We start from the raw sequence: 17,089 nt of genomic DNA, 5'->3' as shown, positions 1-17,089 counted from the left end.
ATACTGGCCCGTCAGATTCTGGAGCCAGCCATCGCATGCACGTGGATTCCCCCCTCAGCGCCTGGGAGCAGGCCGTTGCACAACACGGTTTTGTTCACGACCCCGCGCAGTGGTGCGCGGTGCAGGCCTTGCAGCGCTGCCATGAGCAACTGAATCGGGACGTGAACCCCGTCAAAGGGGTGTATTTGTGGGGCCCGGTCGGGCGTGGCAAAACGTGGTTGATGGATCAGTTTTTCCAGAGCCTGCGCGTACCAGCTCGACGCCAGCATTTTCATCACTTCATGCAGTGGGTGCACCAGCGTTTGTTTCAGTTGATCGGGACGGCAGACCCGCTCACTGCATTGGCGAAAGGCCTGGCTCAAGAGGTGCGGGTGCTGTGTTTTGACGAACTGTTCGTCAATGACATCGGTGACGCGATCATTCTCGGCCGTCTGTTTCAGGTGATGTTCGATGAAGGCGTGGTGTTGGTGTGCACTTCCAACCAGCCGCCCGAGCAGTTGTACGGCCACGGCTTCAACCGTGAGCGCTTTACGCCGGCGATTACCGCGATTCTCAAGCACATGGATGTGGTTTCGGTGGACGGAGCCCAGGATCATCGCCTGCACCCGGGCATCGCCGAACAGCGTTATTGGGTAACGCCTGTGGGGCACCCCAGCGTCATGGGGCCTTTGTTCGAGCACTTGACGCAAGGGCGGGCTTGCACCCATCAACCGATTGTGCTCGGGCATCGCTCGCTTGATGTTCTGGGCGCCAGTGAAAGCGTGCTGTGGTGCAGCTTTCATGCGCTCTGCGAACAGCCGTTGGCGGCCACCGAATTCATGGTGTTGTGTGACCGTTTCAAGGTCATTGTACTCAGCGCAGTCCCCTGCCTGAGTGCCGAACAACGCGAAGGCAAGATTGCACGCGGTACTGAGGATGGCGCGGTAAAAGTCGAGGCGGGGGATCGGGAGCTGCCGCAGCTGTCGAAGTATGACGACAGCGTGCGGCGTTTTATTGCGCTGGTCGATGAGTGTTACGACCGCAAAGTGCCCGTGTGCATCGAGGCGCACGTACCTATGGAGCAGCTGTACACACAGGGCTATCTGTCATTTGCGTTTCGCCGCACCTTGAGCCGGTTGCGGGAGATGCAGTTGCAGCGGTTCGGCGTTCACTGACAGCGCTGGCCAGCACGAGGCTGCTGCCCTTCGGTTCAGTCCCATTCAGGCGCCAGGCGTTCTGGGCTGGTCAGACGATGGCCACGGTCTAACGCTGCAATGTGCTGCATGTCGGCTTCGGTCAGTGTCAGCTCGCACGCCTTGAGGTTGCTCTCAAGGTTGGCGCGCTTGGTAGACGACGGAATCACCGAATAACCCAGTTGCATGGCCCACGCCAGCGTGACTTGCGCCGGGGTGGCGTTGTGCCGCTCTGCAATGTGTTGAATGACCGGGTCTTTCAACACGTCGCCATAGGCCAGCGTCATGTAGGACGTTATGTGAATACCTTGGCTCTTGGCGAATTCAGCCACCTTACGGTTTTGCAAGTACGGGTGCAGTTCGACCTGGTTGGTCGCAATGTGCTCGGCGCCGACTGCGTCAATCGCTTCTTTCATCAGCGCGACGGTGAAGTTGGACACACCGATTTCTTTGGTCAGCCCCTGTTGCTTGGCGTCCAGCAGCGCGGCCATGAATTCGCTGACAGGCACTTCGTTAGCCGGCGAAGGCCAGTGGATCAGGGTCAGGTCGAGGTGGTCGGTGCGCAGTTTCTTCAGGCTTTCTTTCAGGCTCGGAACCAATGTTTCGCGGCTGAAATGATCGACCCAAATCTTGCTGGTGATGTACAGCTGATCCCGTGCCACGCCACTCTCGGCAATGGCTTGGCCGACATCGGCTTCATTCTCGTAAATCTGCGCGGTGTCCACAGCGCGGTAACCCAGCTCAAGGGCATTTTTAACCGAGTCGACCACCACTTGGCCTTTAAGTCGAAAAGTGCCGAGGCCGAAGGCTGGAACTGTCATGGATAACTCCTTGGAGGTCGTAAGAATGAGGGTGAGTATCGCTGCCCTTGTGGGGGTGAAACACCCGTCCTGAGGCAAAGCTCTCTTGAGCACAGGTCATGAATCACTGAGTTCGTTCAGGCGTGGGAGTTCCTGCTGGGTGACCCGGGCCCGAGGCCTAAATTTCGTCGATGCGCACACGTTCTAGCTTGGATAACGCCTGCATTCAGGCTGGGACAGGTAGGGCAATGACGATTTCTCGACGAGGGTTCATCGCAGGTTTAGCGATCACCGGGGCTGCCGCGCCTGCAGCGTTCTATGGACATCGCGCGTTGACACGGGTGGACGAACCGATCACCCCTGGCGAGGCAACGGTCGATCTGGCAGACACGGCCGGGCAGCAACTGGCCGATCAGTTGCGCGGTCTATGGACGATCCGGTTCAGCGGCCAGGATGCCGGGCTGCACGGTTTGCCGTCCGGCGACCTCGAAGTGTGGCTGGACATTGCGCCGCGGGGGCGAGGGGTCCGGGGTTTTCTGGACACGGCTCAGGTGTTGCACAGCGAGCAGACCCCGCGCTATCGCATCCTGGGCGATCTGGTTGAGCCCCAAGCCCGGCGCATGCACTGGCGCCTGACCCGCAGTGATGCTGCTCATGGGCTACCCGATTACGAATTGAGTTTCAGCCTTGATGAAGTGTGGGGCCTGTATGGCAATGCGGGCAGTGGCACTTTGAGTGGCCGGGTGCAGCGTCTGGATCGCCCGCTGGCATTGCCCGAGCAGGACAACCACTTTGTCGCGCTCAAGTGCACCTTTCCTGAAGCCCGCGCGCGTATCGGCCTGAACCCGACCCTGCTGGCATGGCTGGTGTCGCCGCAGCATCGGCTTTTTCACCAGCTTTGGCATGCCTCACGCGACACCTGGCACGACCTGTCCGAGACCAAGCGCAATGCCCTGCGCGGCATCGGCTGGCAGCCCGGTCAGCGCAACAAGGAGCGCGACGCCCGGGGGCCACGCAAGGACCGCAATGGCTCGGGGGTGGATTTCTTTTTCATGCACCGACACATGTTGCGCACGGCGCGCTCGATGCAGCATTTGCCCTCGTGGTCCGCGCTCCCGTTGCCCCAGCCGGAGCTGGAACGCGACCGCGCGGGGTTTGCGCGTTACTTTGACAACCACGACGGCAGCGCCTTGCCACCGACCTGGCTGGCGGAGGGCGACGCGCTGTATACCCAATGGTTGAGCGACATCAAACAGCCTGAGACCTTCCACAGTAATTTTGAGGTGTGGGAGTCGCGGTATCGCGATCCGCGTTACCTGTCGAGATTGACCCTCGGCCAGTTCGGTTCGGAGGTTGAGCTGGGGCTGCACGACTGGCTGCACATGCGCTGGGCTTCTGTGCCGCGCGACCCGTCCAATGGGGCGCCTGTGCCCTATGCTCGTGATCCGGCCGATTTTTCCGCGCGTTGGTACGCCCCCGAGAATGACTTTTTGGGTGATCCGTTTTCCTCCCACGTCAATCCGGTGTTCTGGTGCTTTCACGGCTGGATCGATGACCGCCTTGAAGACTGGTACCGCGCCCACCAGCGTTTTCACCCGGGCGAAGTGACCTGCGTGGACGTCAGCGGTGTGCCGTGGTTTGCGCCGGGCCGCTGGGTGGAAGTGGGCGATCCCTGGCTGGGGCCCATCACCCATGGTTGCAGCACCACGCCGGGGCTGGCAGAGGGCAAAACGGTGGAAATGGACCCTGAGACCATGAAGCTGGCGTTACGTATTACTTTCGCTGATGAACAGGTGCTGGACACGTTGCAGCGCAAGGTTCCACGTCGTCCCTGGTATGCCCGGCACCTGGCGATATAAGCCCCTCGCAGCCAATCGGCATGAGGGGTACATCAGGTATCAGTCGGGGTTGAATTTTAAAATGGCGAGATCATTGCAAGGCCGCTGACTGATCAAATAAAGATCGTCCGAGTACTGTGTGAGGCAGGGTGGTGACAAGTAAGCGCCTGCAGTTTTGTCTACGTGCTCCATCCCCTGCTTGGGTTGAAACCTGTCAATGGTGCACTGGTTGCTGTCGCGCAGACGAGCCGCGGAAAAAAAGCATTTATCGTGTGCAGCAAGTGCCGGAGCGCCATAGGTGCCGCGCTGTTTGGAGAGGTGTATGGGGTGCCAGTAGCTGGATAAACGGCATATAAGTTGTTGCTCGGCCGGGGTTCTTATTCCCACATAAGGCACGTTCTCGTAAATGCACAGTGAAGGACTTTCTGCGGTGTCTATATCAGGATCAAGTACATGCGGTTGCCAGCCGGTGTGATCCAGAACCTTGTGGTAAAGCGCGTGTTGCCGTGTGCCGCGCAAGGCGAGGTACAAACTAGCGCCATTACTTGCGACAGAAGGTGCATCAGACGTTAATACGTTGGGCACTGACTCAGTCGATGACCACTCAGCGCCTGAATAGTTAAGCAAGCGTATGGTTTGATCGGTCGCGGTATAAAAACAATACAGGTGTTGCGCGTACACCGTCACGGCCGGTCGAAAATGCGCAACTTGCGGGGCCGGTAGCTCATTGATACTTTCCAGTCTTAAGTCGTTGTCCGCGTTTTTGTTCAGCACAACATAACCCAGCGTCACGGCGTCAGGGGTTTTATGGCGGGTATAGAACGCATACAACTTACCTTTGAACTCGACGGCCGACACACCGCTGGAAATACCCGTGCCTTCAATGGGCATGATCAATTCCCAGGTTGGGCAACCCGAATTGTGTATTGGCGCATCTGAATTGTTATTGGATAAATGATTCATGGGGCGTCTTTTTGGCTTGGCTGCAAGTTGGGGGGCGGCAACGGTTAGTTTCCGTTCGCGTGAAGAGGGGGCGGGAATGACGGTTCACTCCGGGATTTTAATCAGGGTTAAACCGCGAAATACCCAAGTCATTGCACGGCCGTTGTCCAAGTAAATATAAATCATGGTCGTAGGTCGTCAGGCACGGAGGCGACACGTAAGGGCCAGCTGTTTTGTACAGCTGCGGCCTGGCTGCGGGAGGGTGGATAAGTTCGGTTAAAAAACGGTGGGTGACGCTACTGCGCGTGGCAGTAACGATGAATTTTGCCCACGCATGCAGTGCGGGCGCGCCGTATAGGTTGCGTTGAGAAAGCCTTAAAGCAGGTCGCCATTGATTGTCGGTGAATACAAATACATGCAGTTGTCCATCCAGGCCATTGATTGCCACGTGGGGTTTTTCCTCATACATGCACAGTGACGGGCTGTCGTTGAAAAGGATGTGATAGCTGGGGATGTTCGTGCCCCAACTGAAGTTTTCGAACACGTTGTGATAGAACACATTCCCCACGGTTCCGCGCAGCACCAAATACAAGCGGTTGCCGTGCGTGGCGACAGAGGGTGCGTCGGCAGTTAACGTATAGGGCACGGTATCCACAGCGGACCAGTCGGTTCCCGTAAATACGTGATAGCGCAGGGTTTGGTCGGTGGCTGTAAAAAAGCAAAATAAATGATCGTCGTAAACCGTAACGGCGGGTCTGAAGTGAGCCACGTCCTTGGCAGTGAGTTCATCAAGGCTTTCTACAAAGAGTCTGTTTTTAATGTTTTTGGACAAGGTGGCATAACCGATTGTCGTCGGTTGCCCGGGGTTTGATTTGAGATAGAACGCATAGAGTTTGCCTTTGAATTCAACGGCTGAAACACCACTGTTAATACCGCTTCCTTCAATCGGGATAAGTAATTCCCATGGCTGGCAAGCGAGCGTGTTTGGCAGGGTAGTTAAGTCAACGTTTTTATCAGGGGTGGCGTTCATGGTCATGCCTCGTGCGCGCAATGTGCTGAGTATTTAACTGGGTGCTGTACGAAATGTATGTGCGCTGCGCGTGGGGGATAAATGTCAGCGGGATCATGGGTCGCCGTGCAACGTCATGATTGGGGTGTTTCAACACCGCGCACATCGCTGGGTGTCGAAACAATAAGGCGCAATGAACCCGCCTTGGGGATACATAGTTAAGCGTTCAGAAAAAAGTGAATGCCGGCACAACTTACTTGGCGTGCCAGCCCCCGCCGAGTGCTTTGTATAAGGCAATGCTGGCTTGCAAGCGCGCCCTGCGCAGTTGCACGTGCAGGTCTTGCGCCTGGTACAGCGTGCGCTGGGTTTCCAGCACCGTGAGCAACACTTCCGCCCCGGCTTCATAGCGGTGTTGGGCTATGTCGAACGCCTGTTGCGCCTGCTTGAGTTCTTCGTCTTGCCACTGGCGTTGGCGGTCCAGCCCGATAGCGTTGTTCAGGGCTTTTTCGACATCGGCAAACCCGCTGATGATGCTGGCGCGGTAGGTGTAGAGCAGTTCCTGCTGGCGGGCGCTGGCTTTGTCACGTTCGGCGCTCAGGCGGCCGTTGTTGAAGATCGGCGCGGCCAGCCCTGCCGCAAGGTTATAAAACGGGCTGCGCAGCACGTCACTCAAGCGGTCGGCGCCCGAGCCCAGGCTGGCGCTCAAGGTCAGGCTGGGCAGCATGGCAGCACGCGCGACCGTGATGTCGGCGTGTGCCGCCGCCAGTTTGGCTTCGGCGCTGGCTATGTCCGGGCGTCGGCTGAGTAAGTCGCTGGGCACGCCGCTGCCGAGGGTTGGCCAGTGCAGGCGGGCGAAAGACGTCTCCCCCAGGTGCAGTTGTTGCACGGGTTTGCCCAGCAACACCGCCAAGGTAATGCGTGCTTCTTGGGCTTGTTGTTGCACAAGCGGCACCTGCCGTTGTTGGCTGGCCACCAGGCTCTTTTGCTGGGCGAGTTCCAGCCCCGTGGCCGAGCCTGCGTCATGGCGCGTTTGCACCACCTTGAGCACCCGTTGAGCGTTAGCGAGGTTGAGGCGGGCGATACGCAGTTGTTCCTCCAGGGCCAGGGTCTGCACATAACCATTGGCGACGCTGCTGAGCAGCGTCAGTTCTACGGTTGCACGATCGAACTCGGTGGCCCGAAGCGCCTGTACGGCACTGTCCCGGGCAGCGGCTTTGCCCCCCCAGAAATCCACTTCATAGCTGGCGGTCAGGTTGGCATCAAAGTAGTCCACGGCTTTATTGTCATCGGTGGCATCCAGCTGGCTGTAGCCTTTGCCGCGCAGGAGTTTCTCCCGGTTGCCGCTGCCGCTGAATTTGACCTCCGGCAGCAGCGGCGCACCGGCAATCACGGCGCTGGCGTGGGCTTGCTGCACGCGGGCGACGGCGGCCGCGAGGTCGTAGCTGTCCGCTTGGGCCCGGGTAATCAAGCGATTCAATTCGGGGCTGCCAAACTGTTGCCACCACTGTTGGCTGACGGTTAGAGAGGCGCGGACAGCTGCGGATTGCCACGTCGCCGGTGGCACCACGGCCTTATCGTCGCCTGCAGGATTCTGGCTGCAGGCGCCCAGTAACAGGCACACGGAGAACACACTCAAGGACGGCTTCATCAATTGTTTATTCACTGGTCAGGGCCGTGACCGGGTCGAGCCGGGCAGCTTTGCGGGCCGGCATAAAGCCGAAAATGACGCCAGTTACCAGTGCGCAGCCAAAGGCGCCGAGGACGGCAACCCACGAGAACGCGACTGCGACATCGCACAGAGACAACACGGCGCCGACGATAAATGCCAGGCCGACCCCGGTCGCACCGCCCACCACCGAGAGCATCAGGGCTTCGGTGAGGAATTGGCGCAGGATGTCGCGTTGGCGCGCCCCGGTGGCCATGCGAATGCCGATTTCACGGGTGCGTTCACGCACCGTCATCAGCATGATGTTCATCACCCCGATGCCGCCCACCAGCAGCGAGATCGCAGCAATCGAGCCGAGCATCAACGACAGGGTGTTGCGGGTTTTGGCTTCGGCCTGAATCATTGCCGCGTTGTTAGTGATTTCGAAATCACGATTGCCGCCGTGCAACTTGAGCATCAATTGCTCAATGGCTTTTTCGGTCTGATTGACCTTGCTCGCGTCGGCCGCGGCGATCACCACGTACTCAGGGTTGTGGGTGCCAAACAGGCGCACACTGGCCGCGGAGTAGGGCACCACGATGCGCGAGTCACTGTCAGAATCCCCGGAGCTGGCGCCTTTTTCGGCCAGAATCCCCACCACGCGAAACGGTACGTTCTCCAGCAGGATGTAGCGCCCGATCGGGTCGGGCACGTCCTTGAGTACCTTTTCCCGCACTTTCTTGCCGATCACGGCCACGGCGGCCGCGGCATCCTCGTCGGCCTGGGTGAAAAAACTGCCTTGCACCACCGGCCAATTGAAAATGGCCGGGAAGTCGATACCGTTGCCCCCCGTGTACATCGTGTGATCGACATTGCCATAGCGCACACCGATCTCGGCGCCGTTGATCGGCATGATCATCTTCACGTGCGGCAGCGTGGACAGCGCGGCCACGTCATTGAGCGTGACAATCCCCAGCGGCGCCCGTGGGCGCGGCGACATGCCGCTCAGGTAGATGATGTTGGAGCCAAACGCGCCCATTTCGGCCATGACGTGACGCTTGCTGCCTTCACCCACGGCCAGCATCACCACCACCGACGCCACGCCAATGACGATACCGAGCAAGGTCAGGGCGGTGCGAAAGTGATTAATCCACATCACCCGCCAGGCCGCGTGGACGGCATCCAGCAGCTCGCCTTTCCAGGCGCCACGGGCTTCGCTGCCTTGATTGAGGCGCTGGCGCAGGTCGATGGCCTGCAGGGTGTTGGGGGTGTCCGTGAGCGGTTGTGCACCGTGGGCGCTGTCGCTGATGACCTCGCCATCGCGCACTTCGATGATGCGTTTGGCCCGTGCCGCGACTTCCCGGTCGTGGGTAATCAGGATCACCACATGGCCCTGACTGGCCAGTTCGTCGAGCAGCGTCATGACGTCGGCGCCACTGTGGCTGTCGAGTGCGCCGGTGGGTTCGTCAGCCAGGATAATGTGCCCGCCATTCATCAAGGCGCGGGCGATGGAAACCCGTTGTTGCTGGCCGCCGGACAGTTGGTGCGGCCGGTTGCCGGTGCGCTCGGCCAGGCCCAGGCGCGACAGCAGGGCAGCCGCGCGGGCATGGCGTTCGGCGGCAGGTATGCCGGCATAAATGGCGGGCATTTCGACGTTTTCCTGGGCCGAGGCAGAGGGAATCAGGTGATAGCCCTGAAACACAAAGCCGAACGCTTCACGGCGCAGCCAGGCCAGTTCATCGGTGTCGAGGCCAGCCACGTCTTGGCCCGCAAACAGGTAGCGCCCGGAGGTCGGGCGGTCGAGGCAACCGAGGATGTTCATCAACGTCGACTTGCCGGAACCCGAGGCACCGACAATGGCCACGAATTCGCCGGCATGGATCGACAGGCTGATGCCTTTGAGCACCTGCACCTGCGGGGTGTCGACGCCGCCGTACACCTTGCGGATGGCATGCAGTTCAATCAGGGGCGTGGTCATTTAACCTCCGTCGCCGGGGGTGGGGCCGATCAGCAGGTGGTCGCCCTCGTTGAGCCCTTCAAGGATCTGTACGCGCAAGCGGTCGCTGATACCGGTGCGGATCTGGCGGGCTTCGATGTCACCGTTTTTGGCCACCACCTGGGCTGTCTGGCGATCGCCGTCGTTGCTGCCTTGCAGGGCCACGATGGGCGCCAGCAGGACATCTCGGGCCTGATCGGCGACAAAGAACACTTGGGTCGTCATTTCGGGCATCAGCGCTTGATCGGTGTTGTCGACATCGAGCAGCACGGTGTACAGCACCACCCTTGCGCTGCCGCTTTTGCCTGAACTGGCAGGGCTGCCGCCGCCCTGGCTGGCCTCGTTCAAGGGCTTGGGCGGCACGGGCAGGATTTGCCGCACAGTGCTGGTCCAGCGCCGGTTGCCGCCGCTCAATGTTGTGAAATAGGCCTGCATACCCGGTTTGACGTGGCCGATGTCGGCTTCCGAGACTTCGGCCCAGACCGTCATGGGCGACAAGTTGGCGATCCGCAGGATCAGCGGCGTTTGCTGCTGGGCATTGAGGGTTTGTCCTTCGCGGGCGTCGATGGCCACGACAGTGCCGGACATGGGCGCAAAGATGCGCGTATAGCCCAATTCGGCTTCGTCACTGCGCAAGCTGGCCTGGGCCTGACGGATCTGCGCCTGGAACATGTCGATGCGCGCCTGAGTAGTGCGCACCTCTGCCTGGGCACTTTGTATGTCTTCTTCGCGCGTGGCGCCGCCTTGGGCGAGGCGCTGCTGGCGCTGGAATTTCTGCCGCGCCAGATCATGCAGGGCGCGCTGCTCGTGCAGTTGAGCCTTGAGGTTTTCAATGGCGAAGCGGCTGGCGTCGAGCTTTGCGGTTTGTGTCGACGGATCAATCTCCACCAGCGGCTGACCTTGCGTGACCTCGGCGCCGACCTCGACGTGGATCTTGCGGATTTGCCCGGACGCCTGAGCGCCGACATCCACGTACTGACGTGGTTGCAGCGTGCCAAGTGCCGTGACGCTGTTTTCAATGTTGCCGCGCGTCACCGTCACCGTGTCATACGCTTCGCGGCCGGGTGTCAGAAAGGGCCAGGCAACAAAGGCACCGACCAGCAGTGAAGAAAATGCGATCAGTACAGCGTGGCGGGTCTGTCGGGGGCGTTTCATGCAGGGTTCCGGCCAATGGGATTTGGCCCGTCGTCAGGTCGTCGAGCCGAAATGCCCTACAGCTAACGCTGTCACGAGCTGACAGTTACGGGGAGCTGTTGAGTAGACGTAGAGCTGAACAACGAATTTAAGGCGGGGCAGAACAGGTTATTTCTGAATATTTCCTGTTCGTCTCAACAGCCGGACTTTAAATCTATATGAGAATTACTATAAATTACGTCCCCTTAAGTGCCATCATCATGCCGCCATCTGATTCGGCCTTGTTTCAGCGCTCATGGAAAGTTGCCGCACCGGTTGCGGTCAGGAGTTACGTTGGAAAACTACTACCGCGAGCTGGTCAGCTTTTTGAGTGCCAGACTGGGCAATGCGCAGGCCGCCGAAGATGTGGTGCATGACGCCTATGTACGCGTTCTTGAGCGTTCCAGCGATGAGCCGATTGAGCAGCCGCGGGCCTTTTTGTACCGCACGGCCCTCAACCTGGTGATCGACGGGCATCGACGCAACACCTTGCGCCAGATCGAGCCACTTGAGGCGCTGGACACCGACGAGCGCTTTTACAGCCCATCCCCTCACGCCACCCTGGCGCAGGGCCAGCGTCTGGAAATGGTGCAGCGTGCGCTGAATGAATTGCCTGCGGCATGCCGCGACAGTTTCTTGCTGCGCAAGCTTGAAGGCTTGTCACATCCGGAAATTGCCGAGCGCCTCGGTGTCTCCCGCAGCGTGGTCGAAAAGCATATTGTCAACGCCATGAAGCATTGCCGGATACGGATTCGGCAGTGGGACAACGCCTAAATTTTATTTCTGTAGTCTCGTTCCTACTCAACAGACGACCTGCCGTGCTGCCACAGCGCAATCGGGTCATGGGCTTTTTCTCCCCCCTGTTGAGGGGTAATCCAGAGGACACTGGAAATGACACAGGCAATCGCTTCGGCCGTCGTTCATGATCTGATCGGCATTGGTTTCGGGCCTTCCAATCTGGCCTTGGCCATCGCCCTGGAAGAACGCGGGCAGGTGCAAGGCCCGCTGGATGTGCTGTTTTTGGACAAGCAGGCGGACTACCGCTGGCATGGCAATACGCTGGTCACCCAGAGTGAGCTGCAAATTTCCTTCCTCAAGGATTTGGTCACATTGCGTAACCCGACCAGCCCGTACTCGTTCGTCAATTACCTCAATGCCCACGGTCGTCTGGTTGATTTCATCAATCTCGGCACCTTTTACCCGTGCCGCATGGAGTTCAATGACTACCTGCGCTGGGTGGCGTCGCACTTTGAGGCCCAAAGCCGCTACGGCGAGGACGTGTTGGCCATCGAGCCGGTGTTGCATCAGCAACAGGTCCAGGCGCTGCGCGTGATTTCCCGCGATATGTCAGGCCAGCAGCACGTGCGCACGACGCGTTCGGTGGTGGTCAGTGCCGGTGGTACACCGCGTATTCCTGAAGCATTCAAGGCACTCAACAGTGACAGCCGCGTCTTCCATCACTCGCAGTACCTGGAGCGCATGGCTGCGCAACCTTGCGTGAGCGGCAAGCCCATGCGTATCGCGATCATTGGCGGTGGCCAGAGTGCCGCCGAAGCATTCATTGATTTGAATGACTGCTTCCCGTCGGCGCAGGTGGATTTGATCCTGCGCGGCTCGGCCCTCAAACCGGCCGATGACAGCCCGTTCGTCAACGAAGTGTTTTCTCCGGCGTTTACCGACCTGGTGTATCAACAGAACACCACCGAACGTGAGCGCCTGATTACCGAGTACCAGAGCACCAACTATTCGGTGGTTGACATTGACCTGATCGAGCGTATTTACGGGATTTTCTACCGTCAAAAAGTGTCGGGTATTGCCCGCCATGCGTTTCGTAGCCTGACCAGTATTGAAGGGGCCGTTGCAGATGCGCAGGGCATCACCCTGGCGCTGCGCAACACCGCCACGGGTGACCTCAGCGCGCAGCAGTACGATGCGGTGATTTTGGCCACAGGCTATGAGCGCCAGTTGCACCGGCATTTGTTGGCACCGCTGGCCGAGTACCTGGGCGACTTCGAGGTGGACCGCGATTACCGCATTGTCACCGACCAGCGCTGCAAAGCCGGGATTTACATGCAGGGCTTTTGCCAGGCCAGCCATGGATTGAGCGACACCTTGTTGTCGGTGCTGGCGATTCGTTCCGAGGAAATAGCCGCGTCGTTGTATGCCCACGTTAAACGCCATACCCAAAGCCACCTCAACGCCGAGCAGCTGTTGGCGGCTGTATAGCCTTTAAACAAACGGGCTGTGTCACTCATTGAAGGGGCTTTTGCGGTTGAGGGTTCAGGGGGGGGCACTTGAACCCTCACTGGAATCTGAACCCTTCCTGAAGGGTTTTCCGATTTACCGCACGGACGTATGCCTGCGGTTTACTCTCTAAAGCGTCAGGCGTAAGCTGCCGGCGTTTTCATCCATAGCGGAGTCCCTCAGTGGGTACCAGTTCGAGTGACAGTAGTCGGCCGGTCTTCAAGACTGGCAAACATTCGGCAAGTTAACGCGCAGATTCCCCTGCCGTTTCTTGCTGAACAGCGAGAAATGGCGTCTAGAACCGGTCCCCTGTGACCTGATCCGGCAAGCCCTCTCTTCGACACTTAAACCTGTGTGACCAACGCCTTTCGCCAGGCCGGTTGCCTCAGGAAGCAGGCCCATGCCCCGCGTTTGCGGCGTAGCGCCTGTGCTCGTCTGCACCTGCCGTGGAACACCGCTGACGTTGTAAGTCAGAGGACTCACCATGGGCCACACCCTTATGCCAATCCGCCGTCGCCATCATCGACCTGCATTGCCGGGCCGGGGGCGATTGCCCCGTTAAACGCAGGTATCCGACCTGCATACGAGTATTGACACCATGAATGACGGTTCGAGATTAAGGCCGCCTGCGTAAGCCCCGATCAGGGTGAGCGCAGGCGGCGCAGGAGTAGCACGATGAAACTCACCCTGAAAGAATTTTTCGCAGGTTTTCTGCGTACGCGTCACATTGCACGGCACTTTCGCCGCCTGGCATTGCTGGACAGCGTGACAGACACCACGGTCAGCCGCGAAGTGCCGCCCACCCTGGCGCAAACCCTGGTGGCGGCCGCCCACCGCGACAGCGCGCAGTTGATCGACAGTCTCGGTACTCACACCGATGGCCTGAGCGAGGTCGAAGCCCAGGCACTGCGCCAGCAACACGGGCTTAACGAGGTAGAGCACGAACAGCCCTTGAGCCGTTGGGTGCACCTGTGGCACTGCTATAAAAACCCCTTCAACTTGTTGCTGACGCTGCTGGCGGCCGTGTCGCTGGCCACCGATGACGTCCAGGCCGCTGTGGTGATTGGCACGATGGTGGTCTTGTCCACGGTGTTGCGCTTTTGGCAGGAAGCCAAATCCAACAAGGCCGCAGATGCGCTCAAAGCCATGGTCAGTAACACCGCCACAGTGATGCGCCGCGACTTCAGCGCCGATGCGGCGCCGGTGTTTGGCAAGTTTTATGGGGCGTCGTTGCACATCAAGGGCGCGCAACGCATCGAGCTGCCGATCAAGCAACTGGTGCCGGGCGACCTGATCGTGTTGTCGGCCGGGGACATGATTCCGGCAGATTGCCGCGTGCTCAGCGCCAAGGACCTGTTTGTCAGCCAGGCCGCCATGACCGGCGAATCCATGCCTGTGGAAAAATTCCCGCACCAGGCAGACCGTGACACTCGCAACCCGCTGGAACTGGAAAACATCGTGTACATGGGCACCAACGTGGTGTCCGGTGCGGCAACTGCCGTGGTGCTGACCACCGGCAACAACACCTATTTTGGTGCATTGGCCCAACGGGTCGGCGCCACGGACCGTGGCCCGACGTCGTTTCAGACCGGTGTCAATAAAGTCAGCTGGTTACTGATCCGCTTTATGTTTGTGATGGCGCCGCTGGTGCTGTTCATCAACGGTTTCACCAAAGGCGACTGGCCAGAGGCCCTGCTGTTTGCACTGTCGGTGGCCGTGGGCTTGACCCCCGAAATGCTGCCCATGATCGTTACCTCGACGCTGGCCAAGGGCGCTGTGTTTCTGTCGCGTAAAAAGGTCATCGTCAAACGGCTGGACGCGATCCAGAACTTTGGTGCAATGGATGTGTTGTGCACCGATAAAACCGGGACCCTGACCCAGGACAAAATTTTCCTCGCCCGTCACGTGGATATCTGGGGGCAAGAGTCCGACGACGTGCTGGAAATGGCTTACCTGAACAGCTATCACCAGACCGGCCTGAAAAACCTGCTGGATGTCGCAGTGCTGGAGCATGTTGAGGTGCACCGTGAGTTGAACGTAGGCACGGCCTACAGCAAGGTCGACGAAATCCCTTTTGACTTTACCCGCCGTCGCATGTCGGTGGTGGTGGCCGAGCAAGACCGCCCGCACGTGCTGATTTGCAAAGGCGCTGTCGAAGAAGTCCTGTCCGTGTGCAAGAAGGTTCGTCATGGCGACTCGGAAGAAGCTCTGACGGATGAACTGTTGGCGCGCATTCGCCGCGTCACGTCAGCGTTCAATGAAGAAGGGTTGCGGGTGGTGGGGGTGGCGGCGCGCTCAATGGAGCCGGGGCGCGACACTTATACCCTGGCGGATGAGCAGGAGCTGACCCTGATTGGCTACGTGGCATTCCTTGATCCGCCCAAGGAGAGCACGGCGCCTGCGCTTAAAGCCTTGGCTGAGCACGGCGTGGCGGTCAAAGTGCTGACCGGTGATAACGAGTTGGTGACGGCGAAAATCTGCCGGGAAGTGGGGCTGGACCAGCAGGGCTTGTTGCTGGGCAATGACATTGAGCGCATGAGCGATGCTGAACTGGCGGTTGCAGTGGAAACCACCAATGTGTTCGCCAAGCTGACGCCCACACACAAGGAGCGCATCGTGCGCTTGCTCAAAGCCAATGGCCATGTGGTCGGTTTTATGGGCGACGGGATCAATGACGCCCCGGCCTTGCGCACCGCCGACATCGGGATCTCGGTCGACAGTGCCGTGGACATTGCCAAGGAGGCCGCTGACATCATCCTGCTGGAAAAGAGCCTGATGGTGCTGGAGGAGGGCGTGCTGGAAGGGCGTCGCACCTTCGCCAACATGCTCAAGTACATCAAAATGACCGCCAGCTCGAACTTCGGCAACGTGTTCTCGGTATTGGTGGCCAGCGCCTTTATCCCGTTCCTGCCGATGCTGCCAATGCACCTGCTGGTACAGAACCTGCTCTACGATGTGTCGCAGATTGCGATCCCGTTCGATAACGTCGATGACGACCTGTTGAAAAAACCACAGCGCTGGCAGCCGGCGGATGTCGGACGTTTCATGCTGTTCTTCGGACCGATCAGCTCGATCTTCGACATCCTGACGTTTTGCTTGATGTGGTACGTGTTTCAGGCCAATACCCCCGAGCATCAGACGCTGTTCCAGTCGGGCTGGTTCGTGGTTGGCCTGCTGACTCAAACCCTGATCGTGCACATGATCCGCACGCCGAAGATTCCGTTCCTGCAAAGTCGCGCCGCCACGCCGTTGCTGGTGATGACGGGGGTCATCATGGCCATCGGGATTTTCCTGCCAATGGGGCCATTGGCCAGCTACTTTAAGCTTGAAGCTTTGCCACCGTTGTACTTCGTGTTCTTGCCTGTGATTTTGCTGGCGTACATGGGGCTGACCCAGGCGGTGAAAGGGTTTTACATCCGCAAGTTCGGCTGGCAGTAACGTCAGTGTTCTTCCATCGCCGCCTGGTAAGGCGGCGATGATATCCAGCGATTGAGTCAAGGATGAAAGCTATGCAAGCACTCAACAATATCAACCTGGTTTCACTGGTCGACACGTTGGTCAGCCTTAGCGCAGCGTTTGTGTTGGGCGGATTGATCGGTTTCGAGCGTCAATACCGCCAACGCACCGCAGGCTTGCGCACCAACGTGCTGGTGGCGGTGGGGGCGGCCATTTTTGTCGACATGGCCAACCGCCTGGGCGGTGCCGAAGGCGCCGTGCGGGTGGTGGCGTATGTGGTGTCCGGCATCGGTTTTTTGGGCGCCGGCGTCATCATGCGTGAAGAAGGCAATGTGCGCGGGCTTAACACGGCCGCCACGTTATGGGCTTCTGCCGCCGTGGGCGCCTGTGCAGGAGCCGACCTGATTCTCGAGGCCCTTCTGGGCACGTTGTTTGTGTTGGCGGCAAACACCTTGTTGCGCCCGATTGTGAACAACATTAACCGTCAGCCGTTGGACGTTATTTCGTCTGAAGTCACTTACATGGTCTATGTCATAGCGCGCCGTCATCAGCAAAAAGCCGTACTCGCCTTGCTGGAAGCCGAGCTTGAGCGCAGCAATTACCCGGCGCGGGATCTGGATATACACGCGTTTGGTCAGGAGGATGTCGAGATTGAATGCACACTGGTCGCCACGTCAGTGGACGGTGACGAGCTGGACGCATTGGTCGCACGCATCTCCACCTCCACGTTGGTGGTTCAAGCCTTTTGGAGCCCGAGTACCACAGAGTAAATCCGGGATAACGAATGACTTCTTAAGGGAATTCTTACAACAAG

The 17,089-nt window shown here is 59.1% G+C and carries 12 protein-coding genes; 6 read left to right on the top strand and 6 right to left on the bottom strand.

What is annotated here, in order from left to right:
* Positions 1-35 precede the first annotated feature (35 nt).
* Positions 36-1,154 carry a cell division protein ZapE gene (gene zapE, locus HBN68_RS15435; protein WP_169965149.1) on the top strand — a complete coding sequence of 373 codons (1,119 nt, stop codon included), beginning with the start codon at positions 36-38 and terminating at the stop codon, positions 1,152-1,154.
* Between the two features lie 35 nt (positions 1,155-1,189).
* On the opposite strand, the gene dkgB is transcribed toward zapE, so the two are convergent.
* Positions 1,190-1,993: a 2,5-didehydrogluconate reductase DkgB gene (dkgB, locus tag HBN68_RS15430; RefSeq protein ID WP_169965148.1), complete on the bottom strand. Its 804-nt coding sequence runs from the start codon at positions 1,991-1,993 to the stop codon at positions 1,190-1,192.
* A gap of 227 nt (positions 1,994-2,220) precedes the next feature.
* On the opposite strand from dkgB, the gene HBN68_RS15425 reads away from it, so the two are divergent.
* Positions 2,221-3,831, top strand: a complete 1,611-nt coding sequence (locus tag HBN68_RS15425; RefSeq protein ID WP_094993432.1) for a PvdJ/PvdD/PvdP-like protein — start codon at positions 2,221-2,223, stop codon at positions 3,829-3,831.
* Positions 3,832-3,870: 39 nt separating this feature from the next.
* On the opposite strand, the gene HBN68_RS15420 is transcribed toward HBN68_RS15425, so the two are convergent.
* The 5 genes from HBN68_RS15420 to HBN68_RS15400 all read right to left on the bottom strand — a co-directional run bounded on the left by HBN68_RS15420 (position 3,871) and on the right by HBN68_RS15400 (position 10,557).
* Positions 3,871-4,773, bottom strand: a complete 903-nt coding sequence (locus tag HBN68_RS15420; protein WP_169965147.1) for a hypothetical protein — start codon at positions 4,771-4,773, stop codon at positions 3,871-3,873.
* Positions 4,774-4,870: 97 nt separating this feature from the next.
* Positions 4,871-5,782, bottom strand: a complete 912-nt coding sequence (locus HBN68_RS15415; RefSeq protein WP_169965146.1) for a hypothetical protein — start codon at positions 5,780-5,782, stop codon at positions 4,871-4,873.
* Positions 5,783-6,014: 232 nt separating this feature from the next.
* Positions 6,015-7,409, bottom strand: coding sequence for an efflux transporter outer membrane subunit (locus tag HBN68_RS15410; RefSeq protein WP_169965145.1), 1,395 nt, complete (start codon positions 7,407-7,409; stop codon positions 6,015-6,017).
* A gap of 7 nt (positions 7,410-7,416) precedes the next feature.
* Positions 7,417-9,384, bottom strand: a complete 1,968-nt coding sequence (locus HBN68_RS15405; protein ID WP_169965144.1) for a MacB family efflux pump subunit — start codon at positions 9,382-9,384, stop codon at positions 7,417-7,419.
* Positions 9,385-10,557: an efflux RND transporter periplasmic adaptor subunit gene (locus tag HBN68_RS15400; RefSeq protein WP_169965143.1), complete on the bottom strand. Its 1,173-nt coding sequence runs from the start codon at positions 10,555-10,557 to the stop codon at positions 9,385-9,387.
* A 312-nt stretch (positions 10,558-10,869) separates the two neighbouring features.
* Here HBN68_RS15400 and HBN68_RS15395 point away from each other — a divergent pair, with 312 nt between their 5' ends.
* The 4 genes from HBN68_RS15395 to HBN68_RS15380 all read left to right on the top strand — a co-directional run bounded on the left by HBN68_RS15395 (position 10,870) and on the right by HBN68_RS15380 (position 17,045).
* Entirely contained in the window at positions 10,870-11,349 is a 480-nt protein-coding gene (locus HBN68_RS15395; protein ID WP_169965142.1) for a sigma-70 family RNA polymerase sigma factor, read from the top strand.
* A gap of 117 nt (positions 11,350-11,466) precedes the next feature.
* Positions 11,467-12,801 (top strand): SidA/IucD/PvdA family monooxygenase, encoded by a 1,335-nt coding sequence (locus tag HBN68_RS15390; RefSeq protein WP_169965141.1) that lies wholly within the window; start codon positions 11,467-11,469, stop codon positions 12,799-12,801.
* Between the two features lie 693 nt (positions 12,802-13,494).
* Positions 13,495-16,257: a magnesium-translocating P-type ATPase gene (gene mgtA / locus HBN68_RS15385; RefSeq protein WP_169965140.1), complete on the top strand. Its 2,763-nt coding sequence runs from the start codon at positions 13,495-13,497 to the stop codon at positions 16,255-16,257.
* A gap of 71 nt (positions 16,258-16,328) precedes the next feature.
* Complete coding sequence (locus tag HBN68_RS15380) at positions 16,329-17,045, top strand: MgtC/SapB family protein (protein WP_094993423.1); 717 nt, start codon at positions 16,329-16,331, stop codon at positions 17,043-17,045.
* The last annotated feature ends 44 nt before the right edge of the window (positions 17,046-17,089 follow it).

This window comes from Pseudomonas sp. WS 5078, from assembly GCF_012985745.1.
Classification (GTDB): domain Bacteria; phylum Pseudomonadota; class Gammaproteobacteria; order Pseudomonadales; family Pseudomonadaceae; genus Aquipseudomonas; species Aquipseudomonas lundensis_A.
This window is presented reverse-complemented; position numbering and strand designations above follow the sequence as displayed.

Excerpts from the sequence above, each read along its gene's own strand:
- zapE (WP_169965149.1), top strand. The coding sequence starts at position 36 with ATGCACGTGGATTCCCCCCTCAGCGCCTGGGAGCAGGCCGTTGCACAA.
- dkgB (WP_169965148.1), bottom strand. The coding sequence starts at position 1,993 with ATGACAGTTCCAGCCTTCGGCCTCGGCACTTTTCGACTTAAAGGCCAA.
- HBN68_RS15425 (WP_094993432.1), top strand. The coding sequence starts at position 2,221 with ATGACGATTTCTCGACGAGGGTTCATCGCAGGTTTAGCGATCACCGGG.
- HBN68_RS15420 (WP_169965147.1), bottom strand. The coding sequence starts at position 4,773 with ATGAATCATTTATCCAATAACAATTCAGATGCGCCAATACACAATTCG.
- HBN68_RS15415 (WP_169965146.1), bottom strand. The coding sequence starts at position 5,782 with ATGAACGCCACCCCTGATAAAAACGTTGACTTAACTACCCTGCCAAAC.
- HBN68_RS15410 (WP_169965145.1), bottom strand. The coding sequence starts at position 7,409 with ATGAAGCCGTCCTTGAGTGTGTTCTCCGTGTGCCTGTTACTGGGCGCC.
- HBN68_RS15405 (WP_169965144.1), bottom strand. The coding sequence starts at position 9,384 with ATGACCACGCCCCTGATTGAACTGCATGCCATCCGCAAGGTGTACGGC.
- HBN68_RS15400 (WP_169965143.1), bottom strand. The coding sequence starts at position 10,557 with ATGAAACGCCCCCGACAGACCCGCCACGCTGTACTGATCGCATTTTCT.
- HBN68_RS15390 (WP_169965141.1), top strand. The coding sequence starts at position 11,467 with ATGACACAGGCAATCGCTTCGGCCGTCGTTCATGATCTGATCGGCATT.
- mgtA (WP_169965140.1), top strand. The coding sequence starts at position 13,495 with ATGAAACTCACCCTGAAAGAATTTTTCGCAGGTTTTCTGCGTACGCGT.
- HBN68_RS15380 (WP_094993423.1), top strand. The coding sequence starts at position 16,329 with ATGCAAGCACTCAACAATATCAACCTGGTTTCACTGGTCGACACGTTG.